Source organism: Gordonia phthalatica (genome assembly GCF_001305675.1).
Lineage (GTDB): Bacteria > Actinomycetota > Actinomycetes > Mycobacteriales > Mycobacteriaceae > Gordonia > Gordonia phthalatica.
The window spans coordinates 3,056,835-3,079,772 of record NZ_CP011853.1 but is presented as its reverse complement, the minus strand read 5'-3'; the positions used below and the strand labels follow the sequence as shown (position 1 = coordinate 3,079,772).

General features: G+C 68.7%; 23 protein-coding genes and 1 tRNA gene. 16 read left to right on the top strand and 8 right to left on the bottom strand.

Translation table 11 applies throughout. The features are described 5' to 3' along the window. Window positions 1-534 precede the first annotated feature (534 nt). Both ACH46_RS14345 and ACH46_RS14340 read left to right on the top strand, forming a co-directional pair. Window positions 535-1,911, top strand: a complete 1,377-nt coding sequence (locus ACH46_RS14345) for an HNH endonuclease signature motif containing protein (protein WP_062393525.1) — start codon at window positions 535-537, stop codon at window positions 1,909-1,911. Between the two features lie 60 nt (window positions 1,912-1,971). After that, on the top strand, window positions 1,972-2,421 hold the full coding sequence (locus tag ACH46_RS14340) for an acetyltransferase (RefSeq protein ID WP_062393524.1): 450 nt from the start codon (window positions 1,972-1,974) through the stop codon (window positions 2,419-2,421). Between the two features lie 32 nt (window positions 2,422-2,453). Here the strand turns inward: ACH46_RS14340 and ACH46_RS14335 are convergent, their stop codons facing one another. After that, a complete protein-coding gene (locus ACH46_RS14335) occupies window positions 2,454-3,080 on the bottom strand; it encodes a DUF2461 domain-containing protein (RefSeq protein WP_062393523.1) in 627 nt (208 codons plus the stop codon). 44 nt (window positions 3,081-3,124) lie between these two features. Here ACH46_RS14335 and ACH46_RS14330 point away from each other — a divergent pair, with 44 nt between their 5' ends. Next, the gene (locus ACH46_RS14330) at window positions 3,125-3,484 is read left to right on the top strand and encodes a hypothetical protein (RefSeq protein ID WP_062393522.1); all 360 of its coding nucleotides are present in this window, start codon (window positions 3,125-3,127) and stop codon (window positions 3,482-3,484) included. 70 nt (window positions 3,485-3,554) lie between these two features. Beyond that, complete coding sequence (locus ACH46_RS14325; protein WP_062393521.1) at window positions 3,555-3,992, top strand: carboxymuconolactone decarboxylase family protein; 438 nt, start codon at window positions 3,555-3,557, stop codon at window positions 3,990-3,992. 105 nt (window positions 3,993-4,097) lie between these two features. Here ACH46_RS14325 and fmdA read toward each other — a convergent pair whose 3' ends face one another. Beyond that, window positions 4,098-5,354 carry a formamidase gene (gene fmdA / locus ACH46_RS14320; protein WP_062393520.1) on the bottom strand — a complete coding sequence of 419 codons (1,257 nt, stop codon included), beginning with the start codon at window positions 5,352-5,354 and terminating at the stop codon, window positions 4,098-4,100. 56 nt (window positions 5,355-5,410) lie between these two features. Then, window positions 5,411-5,689, bottom strand: a complete 279-nt coding sequence (locus tag ACH46_RS20860; protein WP_082399671.1) for an FmdB family zinc ribbon protein — start codon at window positions 5,687-5,689, stop codon at window positions 5,411-5,413. Window positions 5,690-5,834: 145 nt separating this feature from the next. On the opposite strand from ACH46_RS20860, the gene fdnG reads away from it, so the two are divergent. Genes fdnG through nrfD form a run of 3 tightly spaced genes read left to right on the top strand, consistent with a single transcriptional unit; the run spans window position 5,835 to window position 11,127 of the window. Next, window positions 5,835-9,029, top strand: a complete 3,195-nt coding sequence (fdnG, locus tag ACH46_RS14310) for a formate dehydrogenase-N subunit alpha (protein ID WP_193392909.1) — start codon at window positions 5,835-5,837, stop codon at window positions 9,027-9,029. After that, window positions 9,029-10,027 carry a 4Fe-4S dicluster domain-containing protein gene (locus ACH46_RS14305; RefSeq protein ID WP_062393517.1) on the top strand — a complete coding sequence of 333 codons (999 nt, stop codon included), beginning with the start codon at window positions 9,029-9,031 and terminating at the stop codon, window positions 10,025-10,027. The genes fdnG and ACH46_RS14305 overlap by 1 nt, the downstream gene beginning before the upstream one ends. Then, complete coding sequence (gene nrfD / locus ACH46_RS14300; protein ID WP_062393516.1) at window positions 10,024-11,127, top strand: NrfD/PsrC family molybdoenzyme membrane anchor subunit; 1,104 nt, start codon at window positions 10,024-10,026, stop codon at window positions 11,125-11,127. Before ACH46_RS14305 ends, nrfD begins: the two co-directional genes overlap by 4 nt. On the opposite strand, the gene selD is transcribed toward nrfD, so the two are convergent. Further along, complete coding sequence (selD, locus tag ACH46_RS14295; protein WP_062393515.1) at window positions 11,114-12,118, bottom strand: selenide, water dikinase SelD; 1,005 nt, start codon at window positions 12,116-12,118, stop codon at window positions 11,114-11,116. The genes nrfD and selD overlap by 14 nt on opposite strands. Window positions 12,119-12,150: 32 nt before the next feature. Between selD and ACH46_RS14290 the strand changes: the two genes are divergently transcribed. The 4 genes from ACH46_RS14290 (at window position 12,151) to ACH46_RS14275 (ending at window position 16,460) form a co-directional block, all read left to right on the top strand. Beyond that, window positions 12,151-12,246: transfer RNA gene (locus ACH46_RS14290), tRNA-Sec, on the top strand. Between the two features lie 23 nt (window positions 12,247-12,269). Beyond that, entirely contained in the window at window positions 12,270-13,586 is a 1,317-nt protein-coding gene (selA, locus tag ACH46_RS14285) for an L-seryl-tRNA(Sec) selenium transferase (protein WP_062393514.1), read from the top strand. Window positions 13,587-13,588: 2 nt separating this feature from the next. Beyond that, window positions 13,589-15,376 (top strand): selenocysteine-specific translation elongation factor, encoded by a 1,788-nt coding sequence (gene selB, locus ACH46_RS14280; protein WP_062395456.1) that lies wholly within the window; start codon window positions 13,589-13,591, stop codon window positions 15,374-15,376. Window positions 15,377-15,581: 205 nt separating this feature from the next. Beyond that, window positions 15,582-16,460 carry an MBL fold metallo-hydrolase gene (locus ACH46_RS14275; protein WP_062393513.1) on the top strand — a complete coding sequence of 293 codons (879 nt, stop codon included), beginning with the start codon at window positions 15,582-15,584 and terminating at the stop codon, window positions 16,458-16,460. A gap of 94 nt (window positions 16,461-16,554) precedes the next feature. On the opposite strand, the gene ACH46_RS14270 is transcribed toward ACH46_RS14275, so the two are convergent. Beyond that, window positions 16,555-17,352 carry an ABC transporter permease gene (locus tag ACH46_RS14270; RefSeq protein ID WP_062393512.1) on the bottom strand — a complete coding sequence of 266 codons (798 nt, stop codon included), beginning with the start codon at window positions 17,350-17,352 and terminating at the stop codon, window positions 16,555-16,557. Further along, the gene (locus ACH46_RS14265) at window positions 17,352-18,263 is read right to left on the bottom strand and encodes an ABC transporter ATP-binding protein (protein WP_062395455.1); all 912 of its coding nucleotides are present in this window, start codon (window positions 18,261-18,263) and stop codon (window positions 17,352-17,354) included. The genes ACH46_RS14270 and ACH46_RS14265 overlap by 1 nt, the downstream gene beginning before the upstream one ends. A gap of 76 nt (window positions 18,264-18,339) precedes the next feature. On the opposite strand from ACH46_RS14265, the gene ACH46_RS14260 reads away from it, so the two are divergent. The 3 genes from ACH46_RS14260 to ACH46_RS14250 are packed head-to-tail and all read left to right on the top strand — an operon-like array spanning window position 18,340 to window position 20,699. Beyond that, the gene (locus tag ACH46_RS14260; protein WP_226995629.1) at window positions 18,340-19,557 is read left to right on the top strand and encodes a sensor histidine kinase; all 1,218 of its coding nucleotides are present in this window, start codon (window positions 18,340-18,342) and stop codon (window positions 19,555-19,557) included. Beyond that, the gene (locus tag ACH46_RS14255) at window positions 19,554-20,207 is read left to right on the top strand and encodes a response regulator (protein ID WP_062395453.1); all 654 of its coding nucleotides are present in this window, start codon (window positions 19,554-19,556) and stop codon (window positions 20,205-20,207) included. The genes ACH46_RS14260 and ACH46_RS14255 overlap by 4 nt, the downstream gene beginning before the upstream one ends. 33 nt (window positions 20,208-20,240) lie before the next feature. After that, window positions 20,241-20,699, top strand: a complete 459-nt coding sequence (locus ACH46_RS14250; RefSeq protein WP_062393511.1) for a peroxiredoxin — start codon at window positions 20,241-20,243, stop codon at window positions 20,697-20,699. A 3-nt stretch (window positions 20,700-20,702) separates the two neighbouring features. On the opposite strand, the gene ACH46_RS14245 is transcribed toward ACH46_RS14250, so the two are convergent. Further along, window positions 20,703-21,098, bottom strand: coding sequence for a DoxX family protein (locus ACH46_RS14245; RefSeq protein WP_062393510.1), 396 nt, complete (start codon window positions 21,096-21,098; stop codon window positions 20,703-20,705). 44 nt (window positions 21,099-21,142) lie between these two features. On the opposite strand from ACH46_RS14245, the gene ACH46_RS14240 reads away from it, so the two are divergent. Both ACH46_RS14240 and ACH46_RS14235 read left to right on the top strand, forming a co-directional pair. After that, window positions 21,143-21,916: an enoyl-CoA hydratase gene (locus ACH46_RS14240; protein ID WP_062393509.1), complete on the top strand. Its 774-nt coding sequence runs from the start codon at window positions 21,143-21,145 to the stop codon at window positions 21,914-21,916. Window positions 21,917-21,978: 62 nt separating this feature from the next. Further along, window positions 21,979-22,323, top strand: a complete 345-nt coding sequence (locus ACH46_RS14235) for a VOC family protein (protein ID WP_062393508.1) — start codon at window positions 21,979-21,981, stop codon at window positions 22,321-22,323. 3 nt (window positions 22,324-22,326) lie between these two features. Here ACH46_RS14235 and ACH46_RS14230 read toward each other — a convergent pair whose 3' ends face one another. Beyond that, window positions 22,327-22,887, bottom strand: a complete 561-nt coding sequence (locus ACH46_RS14230) for a hypothetical protein (RefSeq protein WP_062393507.1) — start codon at window positions 22,885-22,887, stop codon at window positions 22,327-22,329. Window positions 22,888-22,938: the final 51 nt, after the last annotated feature.

Here is a 22,938-nt window from a genome sequence, read left to right as displayed (position 1 = left end):
ATCGGCGACGGGCTGGGGTGGCCGCAGTCGAAAATTCTGAAGTATCGGACCCTCTCATAGCGCGATTCAGGGCTGTATGCGCTGTTTCGAAGCATGTGTCACTGTCGTTCGTCGAACTATTGAACTAATGAAATGTGACGCGTATCATAATAGGTGCAATACGGGAGACGGCCTGCGGGTCGTGTCGGGTTGTTTGAGAAGTTCATAGCGCGTCGCGGCACAGGCGACACGGGCCATTTCCGGGGCGTGGGAGCTGGAGGGGTGGCCGGTGGGTGTCCGACGGCAAAAGGTGGGACGCCGTCGGCCGGGGTCTCGGGAGAGTCTCTGGGTTCGGGTGATGCGGGTCCAGTGCCGAGTCTCGGCGACGGTGTCTCCTGCGTTCGTGGCTGCATCGGGGTGTGGTCGCGGTGGTCTGCTCGTGCGTCTGATTTCGGGAAGTGTGTGAGTTCGATGCGTGGTCGCCGACGCCCGTGGCGATCCCGCGGCCGGGTTGGCGATCGCGCGGAAGAGTTTTGTGAAGGTGAGGGGATTGTGATGGCTGGTACCGAAGCAGTGTTTGCTGATGTTGTTGATCAGTTCGCTGATGTGTTGACCGAAGCGCTCTGCCCGCCAGGGGAATCCACTCCGGGTGGTGAGCTCGCACGGTTGTGTGCGGCACCGTCCGCAGTCGGATCCGATGATGATCGGATCCTGGCGATGATGGTGGGCCTGGCGAGAGTGCTGAACCTGTCCACGACCGCCCTGTCCCAAGTGACGGAGGTGGCCGAACGTGCCGGGACTCGACGTCGTAAGCGGTTGAAGAGTCCGGTGGAGTTGTTGAAGCAGTTGGGGGTCGTGCCGGCATTGGCGCAGCGGTTGGTCCGTGTCGGGCAGGCCGCACGGCAGATGCCGGGGTTGATGAGTCGGGCGAGGGTCGGTGGTGTGCCGATCGAGCAGGCCGACGCTGTCGCACGGGGGATCTCGTTCGTGCAGAAGCGAGTCCCGCTCGACGACGAGGCACGCGCCGACCTGGTGCGCCGCCTGTCATCCCAAGTCACGCCGAAAGACGTCGACCACCGAGCACGCGAGTTGGCGATCGAATGGGCACCCGCAGTCGATGAGACCGATCCCGATGCTGTGCCGATCGCCGAGAATCCCGAGTTGAACGAGATGACGGTGGTGACCGGCGACGATGGTCGGACGATGGTGTCGCTCGACACCGACGCGTTGTCGGGGGAAGAGTTGAGTCAGGCGCTCGACCCGTTGTGTAAGCCGGTGCTCCAGCCCGACGGGTCTGAGGATCCGAGATCGGCGGGTCAGCGTCGTGCTGACGCGCATGCGCAGATCATTCGCGAGTATCTGGCAGGTCGTGACCGTCCGACAGTGTCCGGTGGGGTGTTGCCGCATGTGTCGTTGATCGTGCCGATCGAGCAGGCTGCGAGTGCGGGCAGTGGCACGCCGTCGGAGGCTTCGCGGGTTGCTTCGCTCGGGTTCACCGGTCCGGTCTCGTCCGCAACGGTCGGGCTGGTCGTTTGTGAGGCGGCGATGCGTCGGGTGGTGATGGATGCTGATTCGGCGCCGTTGGATGTGGGTCGTGAGCATCGTCTGGTGACCGCGGGACTACGCAAGGCCTTGGAAGCGCGGGATCGCGGATGTACGTTCCCTGGGTGCGGGCGTCCGGTTTCGTGGACTGATGCGCATCACTGCACTCCGTGGTCGGAGGGCGGCGAGACGGCGATCGACAACTGCGTGCTGTTGTGCCGGATGCACCACACCGTGATGCATCAGACCGGGTGGGAAGTCTTCATCGGTCACGATCGTCATCCGTGGTTCCGGCCGCCGCTGGATCCGGAGCATCCGGAACGGTTCCGGGAACCGATCCGCTCCAACGCGCGACGGACGATGACACTCGAACCCACCGCCGCAGCGTGAACGGGATCGGTGATCGGTAGAGTCGGCGCGAGGAATCGACCGCAGCGAGAGGGACGCGCCGTGCCAGAAGTAGTCGTTCGTCGATCCGTCGGCGAGGGTGAGTACCCGCGGCTCGTCGAGATCTGGCGCAGCGCCGTTGATGCGACGCATCATTTCCTTGCGGCGGACGATCGTGCCGACATCGAGGAGCACCTCGCGTCCGACTACTTTCCGCACGTGAACCTGATCGTCGCCGAGCGTGACGGCATCGCGGTCGGCTTCGCAGGCACCGCAGAGCAGAACCTCGAAATGCTGTTCGTCGACGCCGCCGAGCGAGGGCGGGGAACCGGGACGGCTCTGCTTGCGTACGTCGTCGACCACGATGATGTGGCAAAAGTGGACGTCAATGAGCAGAACAGCAAGGCCGTCGAGTTCTATCTGCGGCGCGGTTTCGAGGTGGTGGGCCGCAGCGAACTCGACGACCAAGGTCGCGCGTACCCGCTGCTGCACATGAGGATCAAGCGCGGCTGACCGCGCGAGCAGCGGTGCGCACCCGCGACGGATCAGCCGTGCTGCATCAGCCAGTTCAGCAACTGACGCGTCTCGCGCCAATGGGTGCGGATCTGGTCGACCAGGGCCGCTGAGTGAATCACTTCGTCGAAGCCGTAATCGCGGCTCACCGTCAGCGATCGGTGACGGAGCAGTTCGATCCGCGGATGGTCCTTCGCGAATCCGCGAGGTGCAGTCTTCAACTGGTCGCCGCTCACTTCCCACCCCTTCCGCGTCAGGCCCGCGATGAGGTGTTCGAGTTCGGCGCCGTGAAGGTCGTCATCGATGGCGCGCCGAATCCTCGCCAGACGGTCGGACTCCGCATGATAGAAACCGGCACCGACCCGCATGCCGGGCGCACCGATCTGAACGTAGTAGCCGGTAGCTGGGCCCACCGCCACAAAGGCACCCTGATGAGTCTTGTAAGGGGTCTTATCCTTCGAGAAGCGCACATCCCGGTAGGGCCGGAACACCTTCGCGGGTCCGAACTCGTCGGCGAGCTCGGCCGTCAACGCATTCATCGGGGCCGCGACACTGTCCCGGTAGACGTCCTTGTGCGCCTCCCAGAACACCTTGCTGTTGTCGATCTCGAGATCGTCGTAGAAGTCGAGGGCGGCCTCGGGGAAACCGGTGAAGCTCATGCGTTCGACCCTACTGCGCGCCACGACCTCGGTAGCGTCGAGGAATGGAGAAGGCAGCGGTCGCTCGAGCAGTGCTGGTCGTCGACGGCGGTGGTTGCCTCGCGGCCGCGGCGGCGCTGATGGCGGATCGCCGGGTCGGTGACCTGGTGCATCCATCGCAGGCCTGGCGGCTCCCGGTCGGACTCGCGCTCGGTGCGACGTCGACGATCCTGCTCGGAAGCGCAGCACGGCAGTCGCCGACGCAGTCGGCCATGAGATGCGCGGCCCTGGTGAATGCGGGGTGGGTGGCGGCCTGTGTCGCAGCGCTGTCCCGACCACTGCCGACATCGGGCCGCGTCCTTGTCGGGACGACGTTCGCGCTCGATGCCGCCGTCGGCACAGCCCAGTGGGCCCTGTCGCGCTGACCGCTGAGGATGTCGGACCGCGGTCGTAGAGTTCGAGGAGACCGTGGTGGCAACCTCGAAGGAGAACTCAATGGACACTGTGAACCTCAGCAAGCAGCACCCCGAGCAGTACAAGCTCCTCGCCGGCCTCGATGCATCGGTGGCGTCTGCACTGGCCGCTGCGGGGATCGATCCGCTGCTCGCCGAACTGGTCAAGATCCGCGTCTCGCAGCTCAACGGCTGTGCATTCTGCCTGCGGATGCACACGCGTGATGCGATCGCCAAGGGGGAGACGACGGACCGCCTCGCGGTCATCGCAGCGTGGTGGGAGTCGCAGTACTTCACCGAGCAGGAGAAGGCCGCGCTCGCACTCGCCGAGAAGGTAACCGAACTGCCTGTGCAGGACGAGCACGACACCGACGACGGCGCGCTCACCGCTGAGCAGGTGTCGGCGATCAGTTGGCTGGTGATCGTGATGAACGCGTGGAACCGACTCGCGATCCGCAGCCACTACCCGGTCGCACCGTAGCGGGAGCATTTCCCGCGGCACGCATCACCTCGGATGCGACGACATACGACGAGGGCCGTCGTTCGCCGTTGCAAACGACGGCCCTCGCCGTACAGCGGGTGTCGGTTACCGGGAGGCGTGCGGTGCGCCGATTCCCGGATCGATCTGGGTCGGCCCGTCCTTGCCCGGCGTCACGTCGAAGTCGAAGATCGACGTCGGAATGTACACCGTGGCGCAGGAGTTCGGGATGTCGACGACTCCGGAGAAACGGCCCTCGATCGGCGCGGCACCCAACAGCAGGAAAGCCTGTTCCGGGCTGTAACCGAACTTCGACAGGTAGTCGATCGCATGCAGGCAGGCCCGCTGGTAGGCGAGGTGCGAGTCGAGGTAGCGCTGCTCACCGTCGAGTGTCACCGACGTGCCCGAGAACGCGACGAACTGCTCGTAGCGCGGACCCACGTCGCCGCCCGGCAGGAAGATGGCGTTCTCGGTGACACCGTAGGTCTCCATGCCGCCCTTGATGATGTCGACGTGCAGGTCGATGAAACCGCCCATCTCGATGCCGCCGCAGAAGGTGATCTCACCGTCGCCCTGGCTGAAGTGCAGGTCGCCGACCGAGAGGTTCGCACCGTCGACGAACACCGGATAGAACACGCGAGTACCGCGGGTCAGATTCTTGATGTCCTGGTTACCGCCGTTCTCACGCGGTGGCGCTGTACGGGCGGCCTCCGCGGCAGCGGAGGTGAACGCGTCCCCGGTCAGACCGCCGAGAATGGCGAACTCCGGCTCCGGAGGAAGCGCGAGCGGCGGAACACGATCCGGATCGGTGGCGATCAGCGCGGCCTCGCGGGCGTTCCACTTGCCGAGCAGTTCCTTCGACGGCGCAGTGCCCATCAGGCCAGGGTGGATCATGCCGGTGAAGCTCACATGCGGGATGTGGCGCGACGTGGCGGTGTGGCCCTTGAAGTCCCACACCGCCTTGTAGGCGTCCGGGAACTGATCGGTGAGGAAGCTGCCGCCGTTGTCCTTCGCGAAGATGCCGGTGTAACCCCAGCCCTGCCCGGCCAGCGGGCCGCTGTCCTCCTGCGGGATCGGACCCACATCGACGATGTCGACGATCAACAGGTCACCCGGCTGCGCACCCTCGACGGCGAACGGACCCGAGAGCGTGTGGACGGTCTTCAACGGCGCGTCGAGGATGTCCTCGGCGGAGTCGTCGTTGTGGATCTCGCCGTCGAACCATTCGCGGCAGTCGACGCGGAACGTGTCGCCGGGTTTGACGGTGACGGCCGGCGGAATGGCGTAATGCCACCGGTTGTGGCCGAGGATCTCCTGGTCGACGAACTTCTTCGTCGAATCGAGTGGGAATACGAGCTCGGGCATGGCACGGATCCTTTCGGGCTTTGGGAGAGAAAGCAGACCGGCGGTCGAGCCGGTGTCTAGGGTCGCGGCAGCTTGGCGTGCAGCGGATTCGTCGATGTCGGCGTACCGCGCCTGTTCCCGGCGGGAACGCGGTCGACGACGGCGGGCCGTTCAGCAGTTGATTTCGTCGCGTCCATCAAAGCCATCGCGCGCCCGCCGCGACCGAACGCGGGAGAACTCACGCCGCGTCGAGCGGAGGCACCGCAACGGCAGGTGGTGGAGTCGGGAACCTCGGCCATCGAGAACCTGGCCTCGAATCGGCCGCAGTCTGCGCACAGGAATTGGTAGACGGGCATGGGCGTGTCCGAACCTCTCTTTCCACGTCTGGGAGGTGACGCGAAGTGCCTCGGACACTACCGATTCCGGGCGTCGGCGTCAGTCGATTCGCGAGGCGTTCAGATTCAGCGCGAGGTCGGACAAAGAGGGCTAGCATCGGTGACTATGGCACGGTTCAGCCCACTCGAGTGGCCGGTGATGCGACAGCTGCGCACCGGAGACAAGCTCGGACGCGGACCTGCCGTCGAATCCCCGAAGACCAAGTCGATGCAGGCGCGCACCAGTACCGCGGACAGCGTGGTCCAGAGCGTGTGCCCGTTCTGCGCCGTCGGCTGCGGCCAGAAGGTCTTCGTCAAGGACGGGCGCGTCACCCAGATCGAGGGCGACCCGGACTCGCCGATCTCACGCGGGCGACTCTGCCCGAAGGGTGCGTCGAGCGAGCAACTCGTGAACAGTCCGCTCCGGCAGACCACGGTCCGCTACCGGGCGCCCTACGCGACCGAATGGCAGGACCTCGACCGCGACACCGCGATCGACATGATCGCCGACCGCTTCGTGAAGGCGCGACGGGATCACTGGCAGGACGTCGACGCTCACGGACGGCCGCTGCACCGCACCATGGGCATCGCGTCACTGGGCGGCGCCACCCTCGACAACGAAGAGAACTACCTGATCAAGAAGCTCTTCACCGCCGCGGGCGCCATCCAGATCGAGAACCAGGCGCGCATATGACACTCCGCCACGGTTCCCGGTCTGGGAGTCTCCTTCGGTCGCGGCGGCGCCACACAGTCCCTGCAGGACATGGCCAACGCGGATTGCGTCGTCCTGATGGGCGGCAACATGGCGGAAGCGCACCCCGTCGGATTCCAGTGGGTCGCTGAAGCCAAGGCACGCGGCGCTCGCGTCATCCACGTGGACCCGCGGTTCACGCGTACCTCGGCGGTGGTCGACAAGCACATCGCGATCCGCGCCGGCTCCGACATCGTGCTGCTCGGTGGGCTGATCAACTACATGCTCACCCACGACCGCTACTTCCACGAGTACGTCGTCGCCTACACCAACGCGGCGACCCTGGTGAACGACGACTACCGCGATACCGACGACCTCGACGGACTGTTCTCCGGGTTCGACGACGCCACCGGCACCTACGACCAGAGCACCTGGAAGTACCTCGACGACGAGAACGGCCCGGTACGCGACGAGACGCTGCAACACCCGCAGACCGTGTTCCAGATCCTCAAGCGGCACTACGCCCGCTACACGCCGGAGATGGTCGCGCAGATGTGCGGCATCGCCGAAGCCGAGTTCGAGTACCTGGCGCGGGCGCTCGCCGACAACTCCGGGCCCGAGCGCACCGGCTGCTTCGGCTACGCCACCGGCTGGACCCAGCACACCATGGGCGGCCAGGTGATCCGCACCGCGAGCGTCTTGCAACTGCTCCTCGGCAACGTCGGCCGACCGGGTGGCGGCATCATGGCGCTCCGCGGCCACGCCAGCATCCAGGGTTGCACCGACATCCCGACGCTGTTCGATCTGCTGCCCGGCTATCTGCCGATGCCCGCCGCAGGCAAGCACGACACCTTCGCCGACTACCTCGCCGCCGTCCGACCCGCATCCCGCAAGGGGTACTGGGAGTACGCGGAGGAGTACACCGTCAGCCTGCTCAAGGCGTGGTGGGGCGACGCCGCCACCGCCGAGAACGACTGGTGCTACGACTACCTGCCGCGTCTCACCGGACCGGCGGGCACCTACCAGACGGTCGTCGAGATGCTCGAGGGCAACGTCGACGGCTACTTCATCGTCGGGCAGAACCCGGCCGTCGGCTCGGCCAACGCCCGCCAGCAGCGGATGGGCATGTCGAAGCTCAAGTGGCTGGTGGTCCGCGACCTCAACATGATCGAATCCGCCACCTGGTGGAAGGAGGGGCCGGAGATCGAGTCGGGCGAACTCAAGACCGAGGAGATCGCCACCGAGGTCTTCTTCATGCCCGCCGCCACTCACGTCGAGAAGGCGGGTTCGTTCACCCAGACCCAGCGGATGCTGCAGTGGCGGCACCAGGCCGTGAACCCGCCGGGCGACGCGCAGAGCGAGTTGGACTTCTACCACGACCTCGGCTGCAGGATCCGCGAACGAGTCGCGGACTCCACCGACCCGCGCGACAAGCCGCTGCAGGAGATGACGTGGGACTACCCGCGCAACGAGCACGGCGACGTCGATCCCGAAGCGGTGCTCGCCGAGATCAACGGCCGGTTCCTCACCGGGCCGCGGGCGGGCGAGCCGCTCGACTCGTACACGCAGCTGAAGTCCGACGGCTCCACGATCGCCGGCTGCTGGATCTACACCGGCGTCTACGCGGGCGGCGTCAACAAGTCGGCCCGCCGCGTTCCGCACGGCGGCGACACCGTCACCCAGAGCGAATGGGGCTGGGTGTGGCCGTCGGACCGCCGGATCCTCTACAACCGTGCCTCGGCGGACCCGGACGGCAAGCCGTGGAGCGACCGCAAGAAGTACGTGTGGTGGGACGCCGAGGCGGGTCGCTGGACCGGCGATGACGTCCCCGACTTCCCGGTCGACCGCGCACCGGGCAGCATCCCCGAGCCGGGTGCCGTGGGCGCCGACGCGATCGGCGGCAATGACGCCTTCATCATGAAGCCGGACGGCAAGGGCTGGCTGTTCGCGCCCTCGGGGCTGGTCGACGGCCCGCTGCCGACACACTACGAGGCGCAGGAGTCGCCAGTCGCCAACGCCCTGTACCCGGACCAGCAGCAGTCGCCCACGCGGTTGACGATCGCGCGCACCGACAACCTGGGTGCGCCGAGTGCCGGCGACCCCGGTGTCGGCGTCTACCCGTACGTCTTCACCACCTACCGTCTCACCGAACACCACACCGCAGGCGGCATGAGCCGCTGGTCGCCGTACCTGTCGGAGCTGCAGCCCGAGATGTTCTGCGAGGTCTCACCGGAGCTCGCCGCCGAATGCGGCCTGGAGAACGAGGGGTGGGCGACGATCATCTCGCCGCGCGCCGCCATCGAGGCCCGCGTCCTGGTGACCGACCGGATGAAGCCGCTCACCATCAACGGTGCCACTGTGCACCAGGTGGGCCTGCCGTACCACTGGGGACAGGGCAGCGATGCCGTCGTCTCCGGCGACGCCGCCAACGACCTCGTGGGCGTCGCGATGGAGCCCAACGTCTTCATCCAGGAGTCGAAGGTCGGTTCATGCGCGGTGATCGCCGGGCGACGACCGCGGGGAGCCGCGCTGAACGAGCTGGTTCTCGACTATCAGCGTCGAGCCGGTGCGACCATCGAGACCGACATCCCGCATCGCGCATCCGGTGCACCGACGGATCAGGAGGAGTGATGGGGCAGCTGACCGGACCGAGCGATCCGAGCGCGGACGCCGCGTGGCACATCCACGAGGACCGGCGTGGATTCTTCACCGACACGTCGGTCTGCATCGGTTGCAAGGCCTGCGAGGTGGCGTGCAAGGAGTGGAACCACAATCCACGCGACGGCGACCTCGAGTTCACCGGCATGTCGTACGACAACTCGGTGTCCCTCGGCGCCAGCACCTGGCGGCACGTCGCGTTCATCGAGCAGGACGAGGACCGCATCGAACAGGCACGGGAGACCGGCGCCGCCCTGGTCTCGCTCGGCATGCCGACCTGGCGCGACGACGACACCGATGAGGCACCCGATCTGACCCCGCCCGACACCCCGGAGTTCCGGTGGCTCATGTCGTCAGACGTCTGCAAGCACTGCACCCACGCGGGCTGCCTGGACGTGTGCCCGACCGGCGCGATGATCCGCACCGAGTTCGGGACCGTGGTGGTGCAGGACGACATCTGCAACGGCTGCGGCAACTGCGTGGCGGGCTGCCCGTTCGGCGTCGTCGAACGTCGCAGCGACGGCACCGTCGCACCCACCACGCGCACCGGCGAACGCAAGGGTGAGCAGCCGGAGATCCCGAACCACGGCGTCGCCCAGAAATGCACCCTCTGCTACGACCGCCTGAAAGACGGACAGACCCCGGCCTGCGCGCAGACCTGCCCCACCGAATCGATCCGCTTCGGCACCCGCGAGGACATGGTCGCCAAAGCCCACGAGCGCGTCGCCGATCTGCACGCCCGCGGCATGACCGAGGCGCGCCTGTACGGCGCCAACCCGAACGACGGCGTCGGCGGTACCGGATCGGTGTTCCTGCTGCTCGACGAGCCCGAGGTGTACGGGCTGCCGCCGGATCCGCGGGTGCCGACCGCGGACCTGCCGACCATGTACCGCCGGGCCGGCGTCGCCGTGGCGGGCATGCTGGCCGCCACGGCGGTGTCGTTCCTCGGTGGACGCGGAGGCCGCCGGTGACGAGCTCGGACTTCGACCAGTTCCGACCGCCGCGCCCCGAACGCAGGCGTGGCGGCAAGGGCAAGCGGCGCGGTGGACGCGGCCGCGGCGGCGACGACCTCATGGTGCCGCAGGCGCAGGTGGAGCACCTCGACTCCCGCGGCTACTACGGCCACCCGGTCGTCAAGGCCCCGCCGTGGGAGAAGGAGATCGCCGCGTACCTGGTCCTCGGCGGCATCGCGGGCGGCTCCGGGGTGCTCGCCGCCGGCGCCCAGCTGACCGGGCGCATGCGGCTGCGCCGCAACGCACGACTCGCGGGACTCGGCGCCGCCGGAGCCGGGGCGCTCGCACTCGTGGCCGACCTCGGCCGCCCCGAACGCTTCCTGCACATGATGCGGACGTTCAAGGTCACCTCACCGATGAGCGTCGGCTCGTGGATCCTCATGGGCTACAGCGGCATGATCGGCGTCGCCGCGGCGGGAGAGGTGGACCGTCTTCTCGGCGAACGACTTCCGCTCGGTCCGCTGCGCCCGGTGCTGCGCGCCGTCGAAGCGCCTGCGGGTCTGGGCGGCGCGGTGTTCGGCGCCCCGCTCGCCGCGTACACCGCGATCCTCCTCGGTGACACCGCGATGCCCACCTGGCACGACATGCATCGCGACCTGCCGTTCGTCTTCGTCAGCTCGGCTAGCCTCGCGGCCGGCGGCCTCGCGCTGGTCACCACCCCCGCCGCGGAGGCGGGGCCGGCACGCAACCTCGCGGTGCTCGGCGTGATCGGCGACGTCGCCGCCACCCGGATCATGGAGTCGCGGATGGACCCGGTGGCCGTGGAACCGCTGCACGACGGGCTGCCCGGCACCCTGATGCGGTGGGCCGAGGGGCTCGCCGTCGTCGGCGGCCTCGGCGCTCTGGTCAGCGGAGGTCGGGCGGGTCGCCGCAATCGCCTGATCGCGGCCCTGTCCGGTGCGACGCTCGTCGCAGCCTCCACATGCACCCGCTTCGGCGTCTTCCACGCGGGGATGAACTCGGCGCAGGACCCCCGCTACACCATCGAACCGCAGAAGCGCAGGCTCGCCGAGCGTCGAGCGGCGGGAATCATCGACGACTCGATCACCGGACTGTGATGCCCGGACGACCGCCGCTCGCGGGATCGAGCGCCACCGTGTGGCCGATCACCGGATAGCCCGGCACTTCGCCGACCACCAGCAGACCACCCGAGGTCTGGGCGTCGGCCAGCATCAGCAAATCGTTCTCGCTCACCCCAGGTCCTGCGGTCAGGTGCGGGCGCACCCAGTCGAGGTTCCGACGGGTGCCGCCCGGGATGTAGCCGTCGTTCAGGGTGTCGCGGGCGCCGTCGATCTCCGGGACCGCCGCCGCGTCGAGCACCGCACTCACACCGGACGCACGGCACAGTTTGAACAGGTGGCCCAGCAGACCGAATCCGGTGACATCGGTCGCGGCGCGCACCCCGTTGGCGAGGGCGGCGTCTGCGGCGTCCCGGTTGAGCGCAGTCATGGACGCGATCGCCGCCTCGAACCGTTCGCCCGTCACCTTGTGACGGTTGTTGAGCAGGCCCACGCCGATCGGCTTGGTCAGCGTCAACGGCAGCCCGGGCTCGGCGGCGTCGTTGCGCAGCAGCCGATTCGGGTCGGCGATGCCGGTGACCGCCATGCCGTACTTGGGTTCGGGATCGTCGATGGTGTGACCGCCGATCACCGGGCAGCCTGCACGGGTGCCGACATCCAGGCCGCCGCGCAGCACCTCGGTCATCATCTCCATCGGCAACTCGGCGCGCGGCCAACCGACCAGGTTGATCGCGACCACCGGTCGACCGCCCATCGCATAGATGTCCGACAGCGCGTTGGCCGCCGCGATGGCACCCCAGGCGTAGGGGTCGTCGACCACCGGCGGAAAGAAGTCCGCGGTCGAGAGGACCGCCATGCCGTCGGCGATCCGGACCGCGGCCGCGTCGTCGCCGTCGTCCAGTCCGACGAGCACGTCGGGGGAGGTCTGGCCGATCAGCCCGCGGACCGCGTCCTCGAGCTCACCCGCCGGGATCTTGCACGAACATCCGCCGCCGTGCGCGTAATCGGTCAGTCGCTTCACCTGTGTCACAGGGCCGAGGTTAGCCCGCTATCTTGGTGAGCGGAGGCGTCTGGGCACCTGGTGGGCTCCCCGGTCTTCAAAACCGGTGAGATCGAGTACCTCGGTCTGGCGGGTTCGATTCCCGTCCGTCTCCGCCAACTTCCCCCAATGAGGAGCCGCAGTGAATCAGGGTGCCGGGCAGGTGGATCCGCGACGATCGATCCCGCGGACCGACGCCCTGCTGGCGCTACCCGACGTCGTGGCGGCCCGGGAACGACTGTCCGAGGCGACCATCGCGGCGCGGATCCGTGCGGTCACCGACCGCGCACGACGCTGCGAGCTCGCTCCCGGCGATGTCGTCGCCGCAGTCGTCGACGCGGTGACCCGGACCGGACCGTCGACGCAGACGTCGGTCCTCAACGCGACCGGCGTCGTCGTCCACACCAATCTCGGCCGTGCGCCGCTCGGTGACGCCGCGATCGCAGCGATCGTCGATGCGGCGGGCTACGTCGACGTCGAGATGGACCTCGACACCGGAGTCCGCAGCAAGCGCGGCGTCGGCGCCCGTGACGCGCTGCTGACGGCCTGCCCCGCCGCCGAGGACGCGCTCGCCGTCAACAACGGCGCGGCGGCCCTCGTCCTGGCGACCACCGCGCTCGCCGCCGGACGCGAGGTGATCGTCTCGCGCGGCGAACTGATCGAGATCGGCGCGGGCTTCCGACTGCCGGACCTCATCGCGTCGACGGGTGCCCGGCTGCGCGAGGTCGGCACCACCAACCGCACCCATCTTGCCGACTACGCGGACGCGGTCGGACCCGACACCGGCTGCCTGCTCAAGGTGCATCCCAGCAACTTCCGGGTCAGCGGCTTCACGAGCGGAGTCGACGTGGCGGCGCTCGCGAGACTCGGTCGCGATCGCGGGATCCCGCTGGTCGTCGACCTCGGCAGCGGACTCCTGACACCCGACCCGGTGCTGCCCGACGAACCCGATGCCACCACCGCTCTGCGCGCGGGCGCCGACCTCACCACCGCCAGCGGCGACAAACTGCTCGGCGGACCACAGGCCGGGGTGATCCTCGGTCGCGCCGACCTCGTTCAGCGCCTGTCGAAGCACCCGCTGGCCCGAGCCGTCCGCATCGACAAGCTGGCGCTGGCCGCACTCGAGGCGACCGTCGCCGGTCCCGTCGCGCCGGTCATGCGGTCGCTGCACGCCGATCCGCAGCGGCTGCGGGAGCGGACCGAGGCGCTCGCCGACGCGGTCGGCGGCGAACTCGTCGCGCACGACGGCCGCGTCGGCGGAGGCGGTGCGCCCGGCATCCCACTGCCGGGCTTCGCCGTCCGACTCCCCGAATCCGCGGCGTGCCCGCTGCGCACCGGCACCCCCGCCGTCTTGGCGCGCGTGCACGACGGTGCCACCCTCGTCGACCTCCGATGCATCCCCGAGAATGACGACCAGTGCGTCGCCGACGCCGTCCGCGCCGCCATGGAGCCACGGTGACCGTGCATGTCGTCGCGACCGCCGGGCACGTCGACCACGGCAAGTCGACCCTGGTGAAAGCCTTGACCGGCATGGAACCCGACCGGTGGGAACAGGAGCGGCAGCGGGGACTGACCATCGACCTCGGCTTCGTGTGGACGGTCTTGCCGTCCGGTCGGGAGGTCGGGTTCGTCGACGTCCCGGGGCACGAACGCTTCCTGCCGAACATGCTCGCCGGCCTCGGGCCGGCTCCCTCGGTGTGCTTCGTGGTCGCCGCCGACGAGGGCTGGCGGCAGCAGTCGTCCGACCACCGCGACGCCCTCGCGGCGTGGGGCATCGGCAGCGGGGTCGTCGTCATCAGCCGCGCCGATCGCGCGACGCCCGAGCGCATCGCCGAGGTCACCGAGCAGGTGCGGACCGAGCTCGCCGACACCGGCCTCGCGAACGCGCCGATCGTCGCCGTGTCCGCGGTTGCGGGCACCGGGCTGACCGAGCTCCGCCAGACGCTCGACGATGTGCTTGCGGCGACGATCGTGCCCGACGACGGCCGCGTCCGCCTCTGGATCGACCGCTCGTTCACGATCACCGGTGCCGGCACCGTGGTGACCGGCACGCTCGCCGCAGGCCGCTTCGCGGTGGGCGATCAGTTGAACGTCTTCGGCCGCGACGGGTTCCGCACCGTCGTTGTGCGCGGCCTGCAGTGCCACGGTCGCGACACCGACCGGGCGAAGCCGGTCAGCCGGGTCGCGGTGAACCTGCGCGGCATCGCGCACGACGAGATCCACCGCGGCGACGCCCTCCTCGACACCGGCGCGTGGCCCACCACCGCGCTCGTCGACGTCCGCCGCGACATCGGCGAGAACGACGTCCCCGCATGGCTGACCGTGCACGTCGGCACCGCGTCGACCCCTGTTCGCGTGCGGGCACTCGACGACCACCATCTGCGGCTGACGCTGTCGCGGGAACTCCCGCTGCGCCGCGACGATCGCCTCGTGCTCCGTGATCCCGGTGCCGGGCGGATCGTCGGCGGTGTCACGGTCCTCGACATCGATCCGCCGCCGCTGGAGCGTCGGGGCGACGGCGTCCGACGAGGGCGGGCACTGGGGGAGCACGTCGACGCGACCGCCGCCGAGGTCGCTCGCCGCGGCGCCGTGCTGCTTGCCAGGCTCGCCGAGGCGGGACTGGAGACGGACGAGGTTCCCGACGGCGTCGACGTGATCGGCGACTGGTGGGTGGCGAGCGAGACGCTGCACCGCTGGCAGGCGGCGCTACGCGGAGCGGTCGTCGACCTGCACGAACGGGATCCGCTGTCGGCGGGACTCACCGACGGCGCAGCGCAGGGTCTGCTCGGACTTCCCTCCGCGGTCCTGCTGCCCGCCGTTGTTCAGGGCGCCGGGGTCGTCGCCGAAGGAGGGCGCCTCTTCCTCCCCGAGCATCGCGGTGACCTGGGGCCCGCGGAAGCCGCCGTCGAAGAGCTGGAACGACGGCTCGCCGCCGCACCGTTCGTCGCGCCTGAGGCCGACGACCTCGTCGCACTCCGGCTGGGTGTCCGGGAACTCGCCGCGGCCGAGCGCGCGGGTCGGCTGATCCGGCTCGCCGAAGGGCTCGTTCTCCTGCCGAAGGCGCCCGCTCAGGCGATGCGGGAACTCGCACGACTGCCGCAGCCGTTCACCACCTCGCAGGCGCGGCAGGCGTTGGGGACCTCGCGTCGTGTGGCGATCCCGCTGCTGGAACACCTCGACGGCCGCGGCTGGACGCGACGGATCGACGCCGGTCATCGCGAAGTGGTGCGTCGAGGCGGCAGCGTCTGATCAGCCGATCAGGGACGCCGGCGTGAACCGCACGTCCACGGGGTCGGTCACGTGGAACTCGTCGTCCCCGTGCGCCTCCGCGGCCGTCTCGTACTCGTCGTCGGCCAGGGCCACGCGATGATCGACGGGGAAGGCCCAGGACCTGCGTCGTCATAGCTGTCATGGTAACCGGCTGTGCTGTTTCCGGGGTTGGCATCATAGACCCATGACCACAGCGCAGCTGGCCCTCGGCCCCCACGTCACCCGGTGGATGGGGCCGAACGACGGTCGCGTCCCGTTCGGCAATCCGCTGACCGTGCGCGCAGGTAACACCGTCGTGCTGCTCGACTCCGGGCTGGAGATCGAAGCGCCGCCTGCGGACCTCCTCCTGCTGAGCCACTATCACGAGGACCACACGGTCGACGCCGTGCAGCGGGCGTCGTCGGTGGCGATCCATCACCGTGACGCGTTCGCCCTCCAGTCGTGGGCCGACTTCCGCGCCGCCGGCGGCATCCCGGAGGGGGAGTGGGAGGCCGACTTCCGTGAACAGTTCGGGTGGCAGCCGCTGCCGGATGTCGACCGGTTCGACGATGACGCGGTCTTCGACGTCGGCGACGGCGTTCGCGTGCGGACCGTGCCGCTGCCCGGACACACCGCGGGACACTGCGGATTCCTCATCGAACCCGACGGCGTCTTCTACATCGCCGACGTCGACCTCTCGACCTTCGGACCCATGTACAGCGACGTCGGATCGAGCCTCGCCGACATCCGAGCGACGCTGGCAGCGGTCACCGAGGTGGAGGCGGACGTCGTCGCCTCGTACCACCACAAGGGGCCGTACTTCACCCGCGACGAGTTCCTCGCCGACCTCGCGGCACACGCCGCGGCACTCGACGCCCGTGAAGGGCGGCTGCTCGATCTGCTCGCCTCGGGATCGCAGACGGTCGACGAGCTCATCGGGCGGGGCGTCATCTACCGCGTCGAGACGGCACCCTGGTATGCGGAAGCCGCCGAGCGCGCGATGATCCGCATGCACCTCGACGAACTCGTCGACCGCGGCATCGCCGTGGGGCCGGACGACGGCCGTTACCGCCTCGCGGGATAGGCCCGCAGACACAAGAGGACTGGCGCACCCGAGGAGTAGCGGGTGCGCCAGTCGAGTTTGCGTTCAGCTCTTCCAGGCCGAGCGAGGTGTCAGATCACTTGACCTCTGAACGCAAGATCCTCCAGATTCCGACCGACATCGGGATGCCGATCCAGATCAGGTGTGCCACCAGGAAGTGTGCCCAGGAGCTACCGGTCGGCCAGGACTCCGACATCAGGGCACCCGCCGAGGTGTTGGGGTCGATCCAGTCCGCGACATGGTGGTCACGGAGCGCGGGAATCAGCTGGAGCACCAGGCCGATCGCCGACGGCAGGATGAAGTAGGCGACGATCGCCGCCGGCGTGTTCAAGAACAGTGCCGCGAAGCCGAAGCCGAGGAGCAGTCCCGCGATCTGGATGATCGCGGCACCGGTGAGGCCGGCCGCCGACAGCGACCACGACCCTGCGGGTGCGTCGAACATCAACCCCGCGATGACGTTCGCGACGGCACCGATGAGCAGGGCCGCGACCACCGCGGCGATGGCGGCGATCAGCGACGTGACCAGCTTCGCGATCACGACCCGCTCGCGGCGCGGTTCCATGGTGAACGTGGCGAGCGCGCCGCGCTGCGTCCACTCGGAGGTGACGAGGAGGATCGCCATCACCGGCAGCAGGAATCCGGTCGGCGTGTTCATCACGCCGAAGAAGTCGGCGAATCCGACGTTTGCGGGTTCGCTGGAGTTCGCGGCGACGATCAGCATGATCACGGTGACCAGCACCGCGATCAGTGCCATCGCCGCGATCAGCCAGAAGCCTGCGCGAGTGTCGACGAGCTTGCGGAGTTCCACCTTGATCAGGCGAGTGAGCGGGATCGGCTTCACCGTCTTGTCGACGGCGGCGTACGTGGTGGTCATCAGAGGGCTCCCTGGGTGGCGGGCTGCTCACGCTGGGTCTGTTCGGTGAGCTGCAGGAACATGGCTTCGAGTCCGGTGTTGGCACCGACCCGGAGTTCGATCAGCGGGATGGCGCTGTCGAGGGCGACGCGGCCGACCTGGGCCGGGTCGGCCTCCACGTTGATGCCGCCGCCCTGGGCCGGGTACGCGGCGAACCCCGCGTTCACCAGCGCCTGGCCGAGAGCTTCGTCGTCGGCCGCCTTGACGTGCGCGCCGGTGCCTGCGAGGAGTTCGTCCTTGGTGCCCTGCGCCACGATCTCACCGCGACCGATCACGACCAGGTCGTCGGCGATGATCTCGATCTCGTGCAGCAGGTGGCTCGACAGCAGGACCGTTCCGCCGCGGTCCGCGTACTCGCGGAGCAGGGTGCGCATCCAGTGGATGCCTGCCGGGTCGAGGCCGTTCGCGGGCTCGTCGAGCATCAGGATCTTCGGATTCGCGAGCAGCGCGTTGGCGATGCCGAGACGCTGCCGCATGCCGAGCGAGTAGTTGCGGACGCGGCGGCCGGCCTCCTCCGGGGTCAGGCTGACCCATTCGAGGACCTCGTCGACGCGCTTCATGTCCAGACCCATGGTCATCGCCGACAGGCGGAGGATCTCCATGCCGGTGCGGCCCGCGTGCTGCGCCGACGCGTCGAGCAGGACACCGACCTGGGTCGCCGGGTTCGGGATGTCCCGGTAGGGGACGCCGGCGATGGTCGCACTGCCCGAGGTGGGCGGCGTGAGACCGGCGATGATGCGCATCGTGGTGGACTTGCCCGCGCCGTTCGGTCCGAGGAAGCCCGTCACGCGACCCGGCTTGCAGGCGAACGAGACGTCGTTGACGGCGACGTACTCGCCGTATCTCTTCGTGAGGTTCTCGACAGTGATCATGGTGAAGAATTCTGCCGCCCGCCGCGGCTCCGCACATCCGCCTCGCGGCTGTTTCCGGGTCATCCGAAAGTAGGGGGTGGCGTCGACCGATGGCCGCAGCGCGACCGACGATCGGCGGGCTACCGTGATCCACGTGCACCCCGACGACTATCAACCGCCGCTGACCTGGCGGAGCCACCTGTGGCGCCTCGCCATCGTCCTGACGGTGTCGGGCGTCGCCTGGGGGTCACGCGTCGAGTACCAGTGGACGACGGTGCGATGGTGGTTCTACCTCGACCTGGCGCTCGGGATCCTCTCACTGATCGCCGTCTGGTACCGCCGCCGCTATCCGATGGCCGTCGGTGTCGGCACGCAGATCGTCGCGCTCGTGTCGGCGTCGGCGTCGGGCCCCTCGATGCTCGCGCTGGTCTCGCTCGCGACCCGCCGCCGGTGGCGCGAGATCATTCCGGTCGGGTTCCTGGCCATCGTCACGGCGTTGGGATCGTCGTGGTTCGAAGTGCCCGAACATGCGCGACCGACGCTGGTCGACTCGGTGATCATCACCGTGGTCCTCCTGATGGTGATCGCCTGGGGGCTGTACATCGGCTCGCGGCGCGAACTCCTGGCATCGTGGCGCTCTCGCGCGAAGGTCGCCGAAGCCGAGCAGGCCGCGAGGGTGCAGCATGCGCGCATCGCCGAACGCGGGCGCATCGCTCGCGAGATGCACGACGTCCTCGCGCACCGGATCTCCACGGTGCACATGTACGCGGGAGCGCTCGCCTTCCGCGACGACCTCCCGCCCGACCAGGTGCGCGACGCGGCCAAGACCATCGAGGACCTGTCGGCGACGGCGCTGACCGAACTCCGCGACCTGCTGGGCGTCCTCCGCGAGGGTCCCGGGGACGCTCAGCCGGAGTCGCCACAGGCGCGTGCCGTCGACATCGACGGACTCGTCGAGGAGAACCGCGAGTACGGCATGAACCTGCGGTACTCCTGCGACGTCGACCTCGCGGCCCTGCCCGACGGTCTCGGCCGCGCCCTGTACCGCTGCGTGCAGGAGGGTCTCACCAATGCGCGCAAACACGCGCCGGCCACCGCCGTCGACCTGCGGATCTCCGGAAGCGTGGACCACGGCATCGACCTGGTGGTCAGCAATCCGATGCCGATCGGCGACAGCCGCACCGTGGCACCGGAATCGGGCTTCGGGCTGGTCGGTCTCGCCGAGCGGGTGGAACTGCGTGGCGGACGGCAGACCACGGCGTTGACCGCCGACGAGCGTTTCGTGCTGAGGGTGTGGCTACCGTGGCAGGCATGACTTCGAGGTTGATGATCGTCGACGACGACGCGCTCGTCCGGTCCGGACTGCGACTCCTGATCGGCGGCGATCCGGGCCTCGACGTCGTCGCCGAAGCAGGCAACGGGCGCGATGCGCTCGACCTGCACGCCGCCGACCCCGTCGACCTGGTGCTGATGGACCTCCGCATGCCGGTGATGGATGGCATCGACGCGACCGAAGCGTTCAAGGCGGGACCACAGCCGCCGGCGGTCATCGTGCTGACGACGTTCGACGCCGACGACTACGTGATGCGGGCCCTCGCGGTCGGCGCCGACGGCTTCCTCCTCAAGGACACGCCGCCCGCGGAGATCATCGCCGCCATCGGCCGCGTCCTCGGCGGTGAGCCCGCGCTCAGTCCGTCGGTGACCGCAGCCTTGATCAAGCAGGTGGTCGACGGCCGCGGGAACGGCCCCGACCAGAGGGCTCGCGCGGCGATCGACTCGCTGACCGACCGGGAGCGCGACGTCGCGATGTGTCTGGCGCGGGGTGCGTCGAACGCCGGGATCGCCGCCGAACTGTTCATGTCCGTCGCGACGGTCAAGGCGCACATCTCGCGGATCTTCCAGAAGCTCGACGTCACCAACCGGGTGCAGGTCGCGATCGCGATGCGCGACGCCGGGCTCGTCTGAACGCAGCGGCCGCACCGCGGGTAGGGTTCGGATATGAAGATCGGCGACACCGCACCGGATTTCGAACTGCCCGACCAGACCGGCACCCGCCGACGACTGTCCGACCTCCTCGTCGACGGTCCGGTGGCACTGTTCTTCTACCCGGCCGCCTTCACACCGGGGTGCACCAAGGAGGCGTGCCACTTCCGCGACCTGGCCGCCGAGTTCTCCGCTGCGGGCGTGCAGCGGATCGGCATCAGTGCCGACGACGTCGCCAAGCAGCAGAGCTGGACCGAGAAGCACACCCTGGACTACCCGCTCCTCGCCGACGTCGACGGCGCCGTCGCCAAGGCGTACGGCGTGCGCCGCGGAGGCCTGCTCGTCGCTGCGGGCATGCCGACCAAGCGCGTCACCTTCGCGATCGGCGCCGACGGTGTCGTGGCCGATGTGATCGCCTCCGAGGTCAACATGAACGTGCACGCCGACCGTGTGCTGAAGGCGCTGTCGGCGTAGCGGCTACCGCTCAGGCTCAGGCGCGGGCGCGGGCGCGACCCGCGGTCCCGTGGCAGCAAGGAAGCCGTCGAAGACCAGGAACGACGATGCCGCGGCGAAGTTCAGCCGGAAGTCGCGGGCCCGAACGTGCATGCCGACGGCGAGACTGAAGTAGATCGTCAGCATCACCGCGGTGAGCCGGGCCAGCCAGGGGAACCGCGGAGCGGCGGCGAGCCCGGCGGCGGAGGCGAACTTCACGACCGGGAAGATCCACCGGTGTTCGGCGGGGAACTCGACGTCGTCGAGACATCGCGCGATATACGGGATCGGGCCGAGACAGGCGACGGCGTCTGCCGACTGCCCGGCGGCCGCGACCTGATAGACGATCGGATTCTGAATGAGTTTTGTCGACTCGTTCATGTCAATCGATCGTACGTATGGGGTGCGCCGCCGATAATGGGGTCATGACCGCTCCCACCGTGACCGCAACCGTCCAGGATTCGATCGGCGTCCTCACCTTCGAGGCGCCCGAGCGACGCAATCCGCTGTCGCTCGCGACCATGCGCGACGCAACCGAACGCCTGCGTGCGTTCGGTGCCGATCCCGCCGTCCGCGTCATCGTCATCAAGGCGTCGGGCCCGGCGTTCTCCGCGGGCCACGACCTGTCGGAGATGGTGGACCGGACGCTCGACGACGAACGCGAAATCTTCGCGGCGTGCGCCGACCTGATGTCGACCGTGCACGCGGTTCGGCAACCCGTCATCGCGCAGGTGCAGGGGATGGCGCTCGCCGCAGGGTGCCAGTTGGTGGCGACCTGCGATCTCGCCGTCGCAGCCGACACCGCGCGCTTCTCGACGCCCGGCGTGCGGATCGGACTGTTCTGCTCCACTCCGATGATCCCGCTCAGCCGAGCGATCGGCCGCAAGCGCGCCATGCAGATGCTGCTGACCGGCGACATGATCGAAGCCGCCACCGCCGTCGACTGGGGTCTGATCAACGAGGCCGTTCCCGGCGAGGCGTTGGAGGCCACGGTCGCCGACCTGGCGGCGCGCATCGGGCAGTTCAGCGGTGACACCCTCGCGATCGGGAAACGCGCCTTCTATGACCAGATCGACCGCACCGAACCCGAGGCCTACGCGCAGATGTCGGAGGTCATGTCGCAGAACGCGATGACCGCCGACGCCCAGGAGGGCATGTCGGCGTTCCTCGGCAAACGCGCTCCTGTCTGGACTTCGTGACGGGGCTGGACCGTGCCGATTTCATCAAGCGCGATGACAGTCCGGAATGATCGGCTGAGGGCATGGCCATTCAACGCATCGCACCCATCCTGACCGTCGACGACCTCGCAGACGCCGTCCGCGTCCACACCGCGATACTCGGTCTGCACGTGGTGATGGACAACGGATGGATCGTCTTTCTCGCCGACGACGACGGCCGACAACTCGGATTGATGACCGTCGACCGCACCGCGCCGATGAACCCCGACCTATCGGTCTTCGTCGACGATGTCGAGGCCGTGCACCGTCGCGCGGTCGTGGCCGGCGTCAAGATCGTGCACCCGTTGACTTCGGAGGAGTGGGGCGTGCAGCGATTCTTCTACCGCGACGCCTCCGGTCGCGTCGTCAACGTCGGCACCCACGCCTGAGCCTCACTGCCGCACGTCGCTCCGCGCCGAGCCCAGGTACCAAACCGGCCCCGTCAGCAACCAGATCGCGGTGATGATGCCGAGCGTCTGGAAACCGACGAACAGCTGGGCGCGCTGCTCGGCGTCGGCCACGCCGAACCCGAGCACCAGGATCATCGCCGCTGCGATGGCGGCGGCGATCAGCCAGCGACCGAAGTCCTCCCACTCGTACCGTCGGCGCGCAGGCCCGGTCTTCGGGATCCGTTCCGGCGCGGGGCCGTGCGCGAACCAATGGGCGAACCGGACGTCGGTCCAGCGGACCAGCCGTTTGCCGAAGGCGACGGTCACGCCGAGGTAGATCGGTGCCAGCCGGTGCGCGAAGCCGATCTCGCCGCCACCGTGCAGGTCGATCGCCACCGCGGTCAGCAGCACCACATCGAGGACGGGTACCGCGGCCAGGACCCAGGTCGACAGCCGGGTGGCATGCGCCAGATAGCGCAGGGCCAGGCCGCCGACGACGAGGACCCAGAAGCCGACCTCGCAGCCGGCGATGGTGAGAAGGACGGGATCGGTCGCGGTGCTCATGAACCCAGAGTCGCTGCTCGGCCGTCGGTGCACATCCGCTGAACGACGTCG

Excerpts from the sequence above, each read along its gene's own strand:
- ACH46_RS14330 (WP_062393522.1), top strand. The coding sequence starts at position 3,125 with ATGGAGAAGGCAGCGGTCGCTCGAGCAGTGCTGGTCGTCGACGGCGGT.
- ACH46_RS14345 (WP_062393525.1), top strand. The coding sequence starts at position 535 with ATGGCTGGTACCGAAGCAGTGTTTGCTGATGTTGTTGATCAGTTCGCT.
- ACH46_RS14240 (WP_062393509.1), top strand. The coding sequence starts at position 21,143 with ATGACCGCTCCCACCGTGACCGCAACCGTCCAGGATTCGATCGGCGTC.
- ACH46_RS14305 (WP_062393517.1), top strand. The coding sequence starts at position 9,029 with ATGGGGCAGCTGACCGGACCGAGCGATCCGAGCGCGGACGCCGCGTGG.
- ACH46_RS14325 (WP_062393521.1), top strand. The coding sequence starts at position 3,555 with ATGGACACTGTGAACCTCAGCAAGCAGCACCCCGAGCAGTACAAGCTC.
- ACH46_RS14245 (WP_062393510.1), bottom strand. The coding sequence starts at position 21,098 with ATGAACGAGTCGACAAAACTCATTCAGAATCCGATCGTCTATCAGGTC.
- ACH46_RS14230 (WP_062393507.1), bottom strand. The coding sequence starts at position 22,887 with ATGAGCACCGCGACCGATCCCGTCCTTCTCACCATCGCCGGCTGCGAG.
- ACH46_RS14275 (WP_062393513.1), top strand. The coding sequence starts at position 15,582 with ATGACCACAGCGCAGCTGGCCCTCGGCCCCCACGTCACCCGGTGGATG.
- ACH46_RS14270 (WP_062393512.1), bottom strand. The coding sequence starts at position 17,352 with ATGACCACCACGTACGCCGCCGTCGACAAGACGGTGAAGCCGATCCCG.
- ACH46_RS14250 (WP_062393511.1), top strand. The coding sequence starts at position 20,241 with ATGAAGATCGGCGACACCGCACCGGATTTCGAACTGCCCGACCAGACC.
- fmdA (WP_062393520.1), bottom strand. The coding sequence starts at position 5,354 with ATGCCCGAGCTCGTATTCCCACTCGATTCGACGAAGAAGTTCGTCGAC.
- ACH46_RS14235 (WP_062393508.1), top strand. The coding sequence starts at position 21,979 with ATGGCCATTCAACGCATCGCACCCATCCTGACCGTCGACGACCTCGCA.
- ACH46_RS14335 (WP_062393523.1), bottom strand. The coding sequence starts at position 3,080 with ATGAGCTTCACCGGTTTCCCCGAGGCCGCCCTCGACTTCTACGACGAT.
- ACH46_RS14255 (WP_062395453.1), top strand. The coding sequence starts at position 19,554 with ATGACTTCGAGGTTGATGATCGTCGACGACGACGCGCTCGTCCGGTCC.
- ACH46_RS20860 (WP_082399671.1), bottom strand. The coding sequence starts at position 5,689 with ATGCCCGTCTACCAATTCCTGTGCGCAGACTGCGGCCGATTCGAGGCC.
- ACH46_RS14265 (WP_062395455.1), bottom strand. The coding sequence starts at position 18,263 with ATGATCACTGTCGAGAACCTCACGAAGAGATACGGCGAGTACGTCGCC.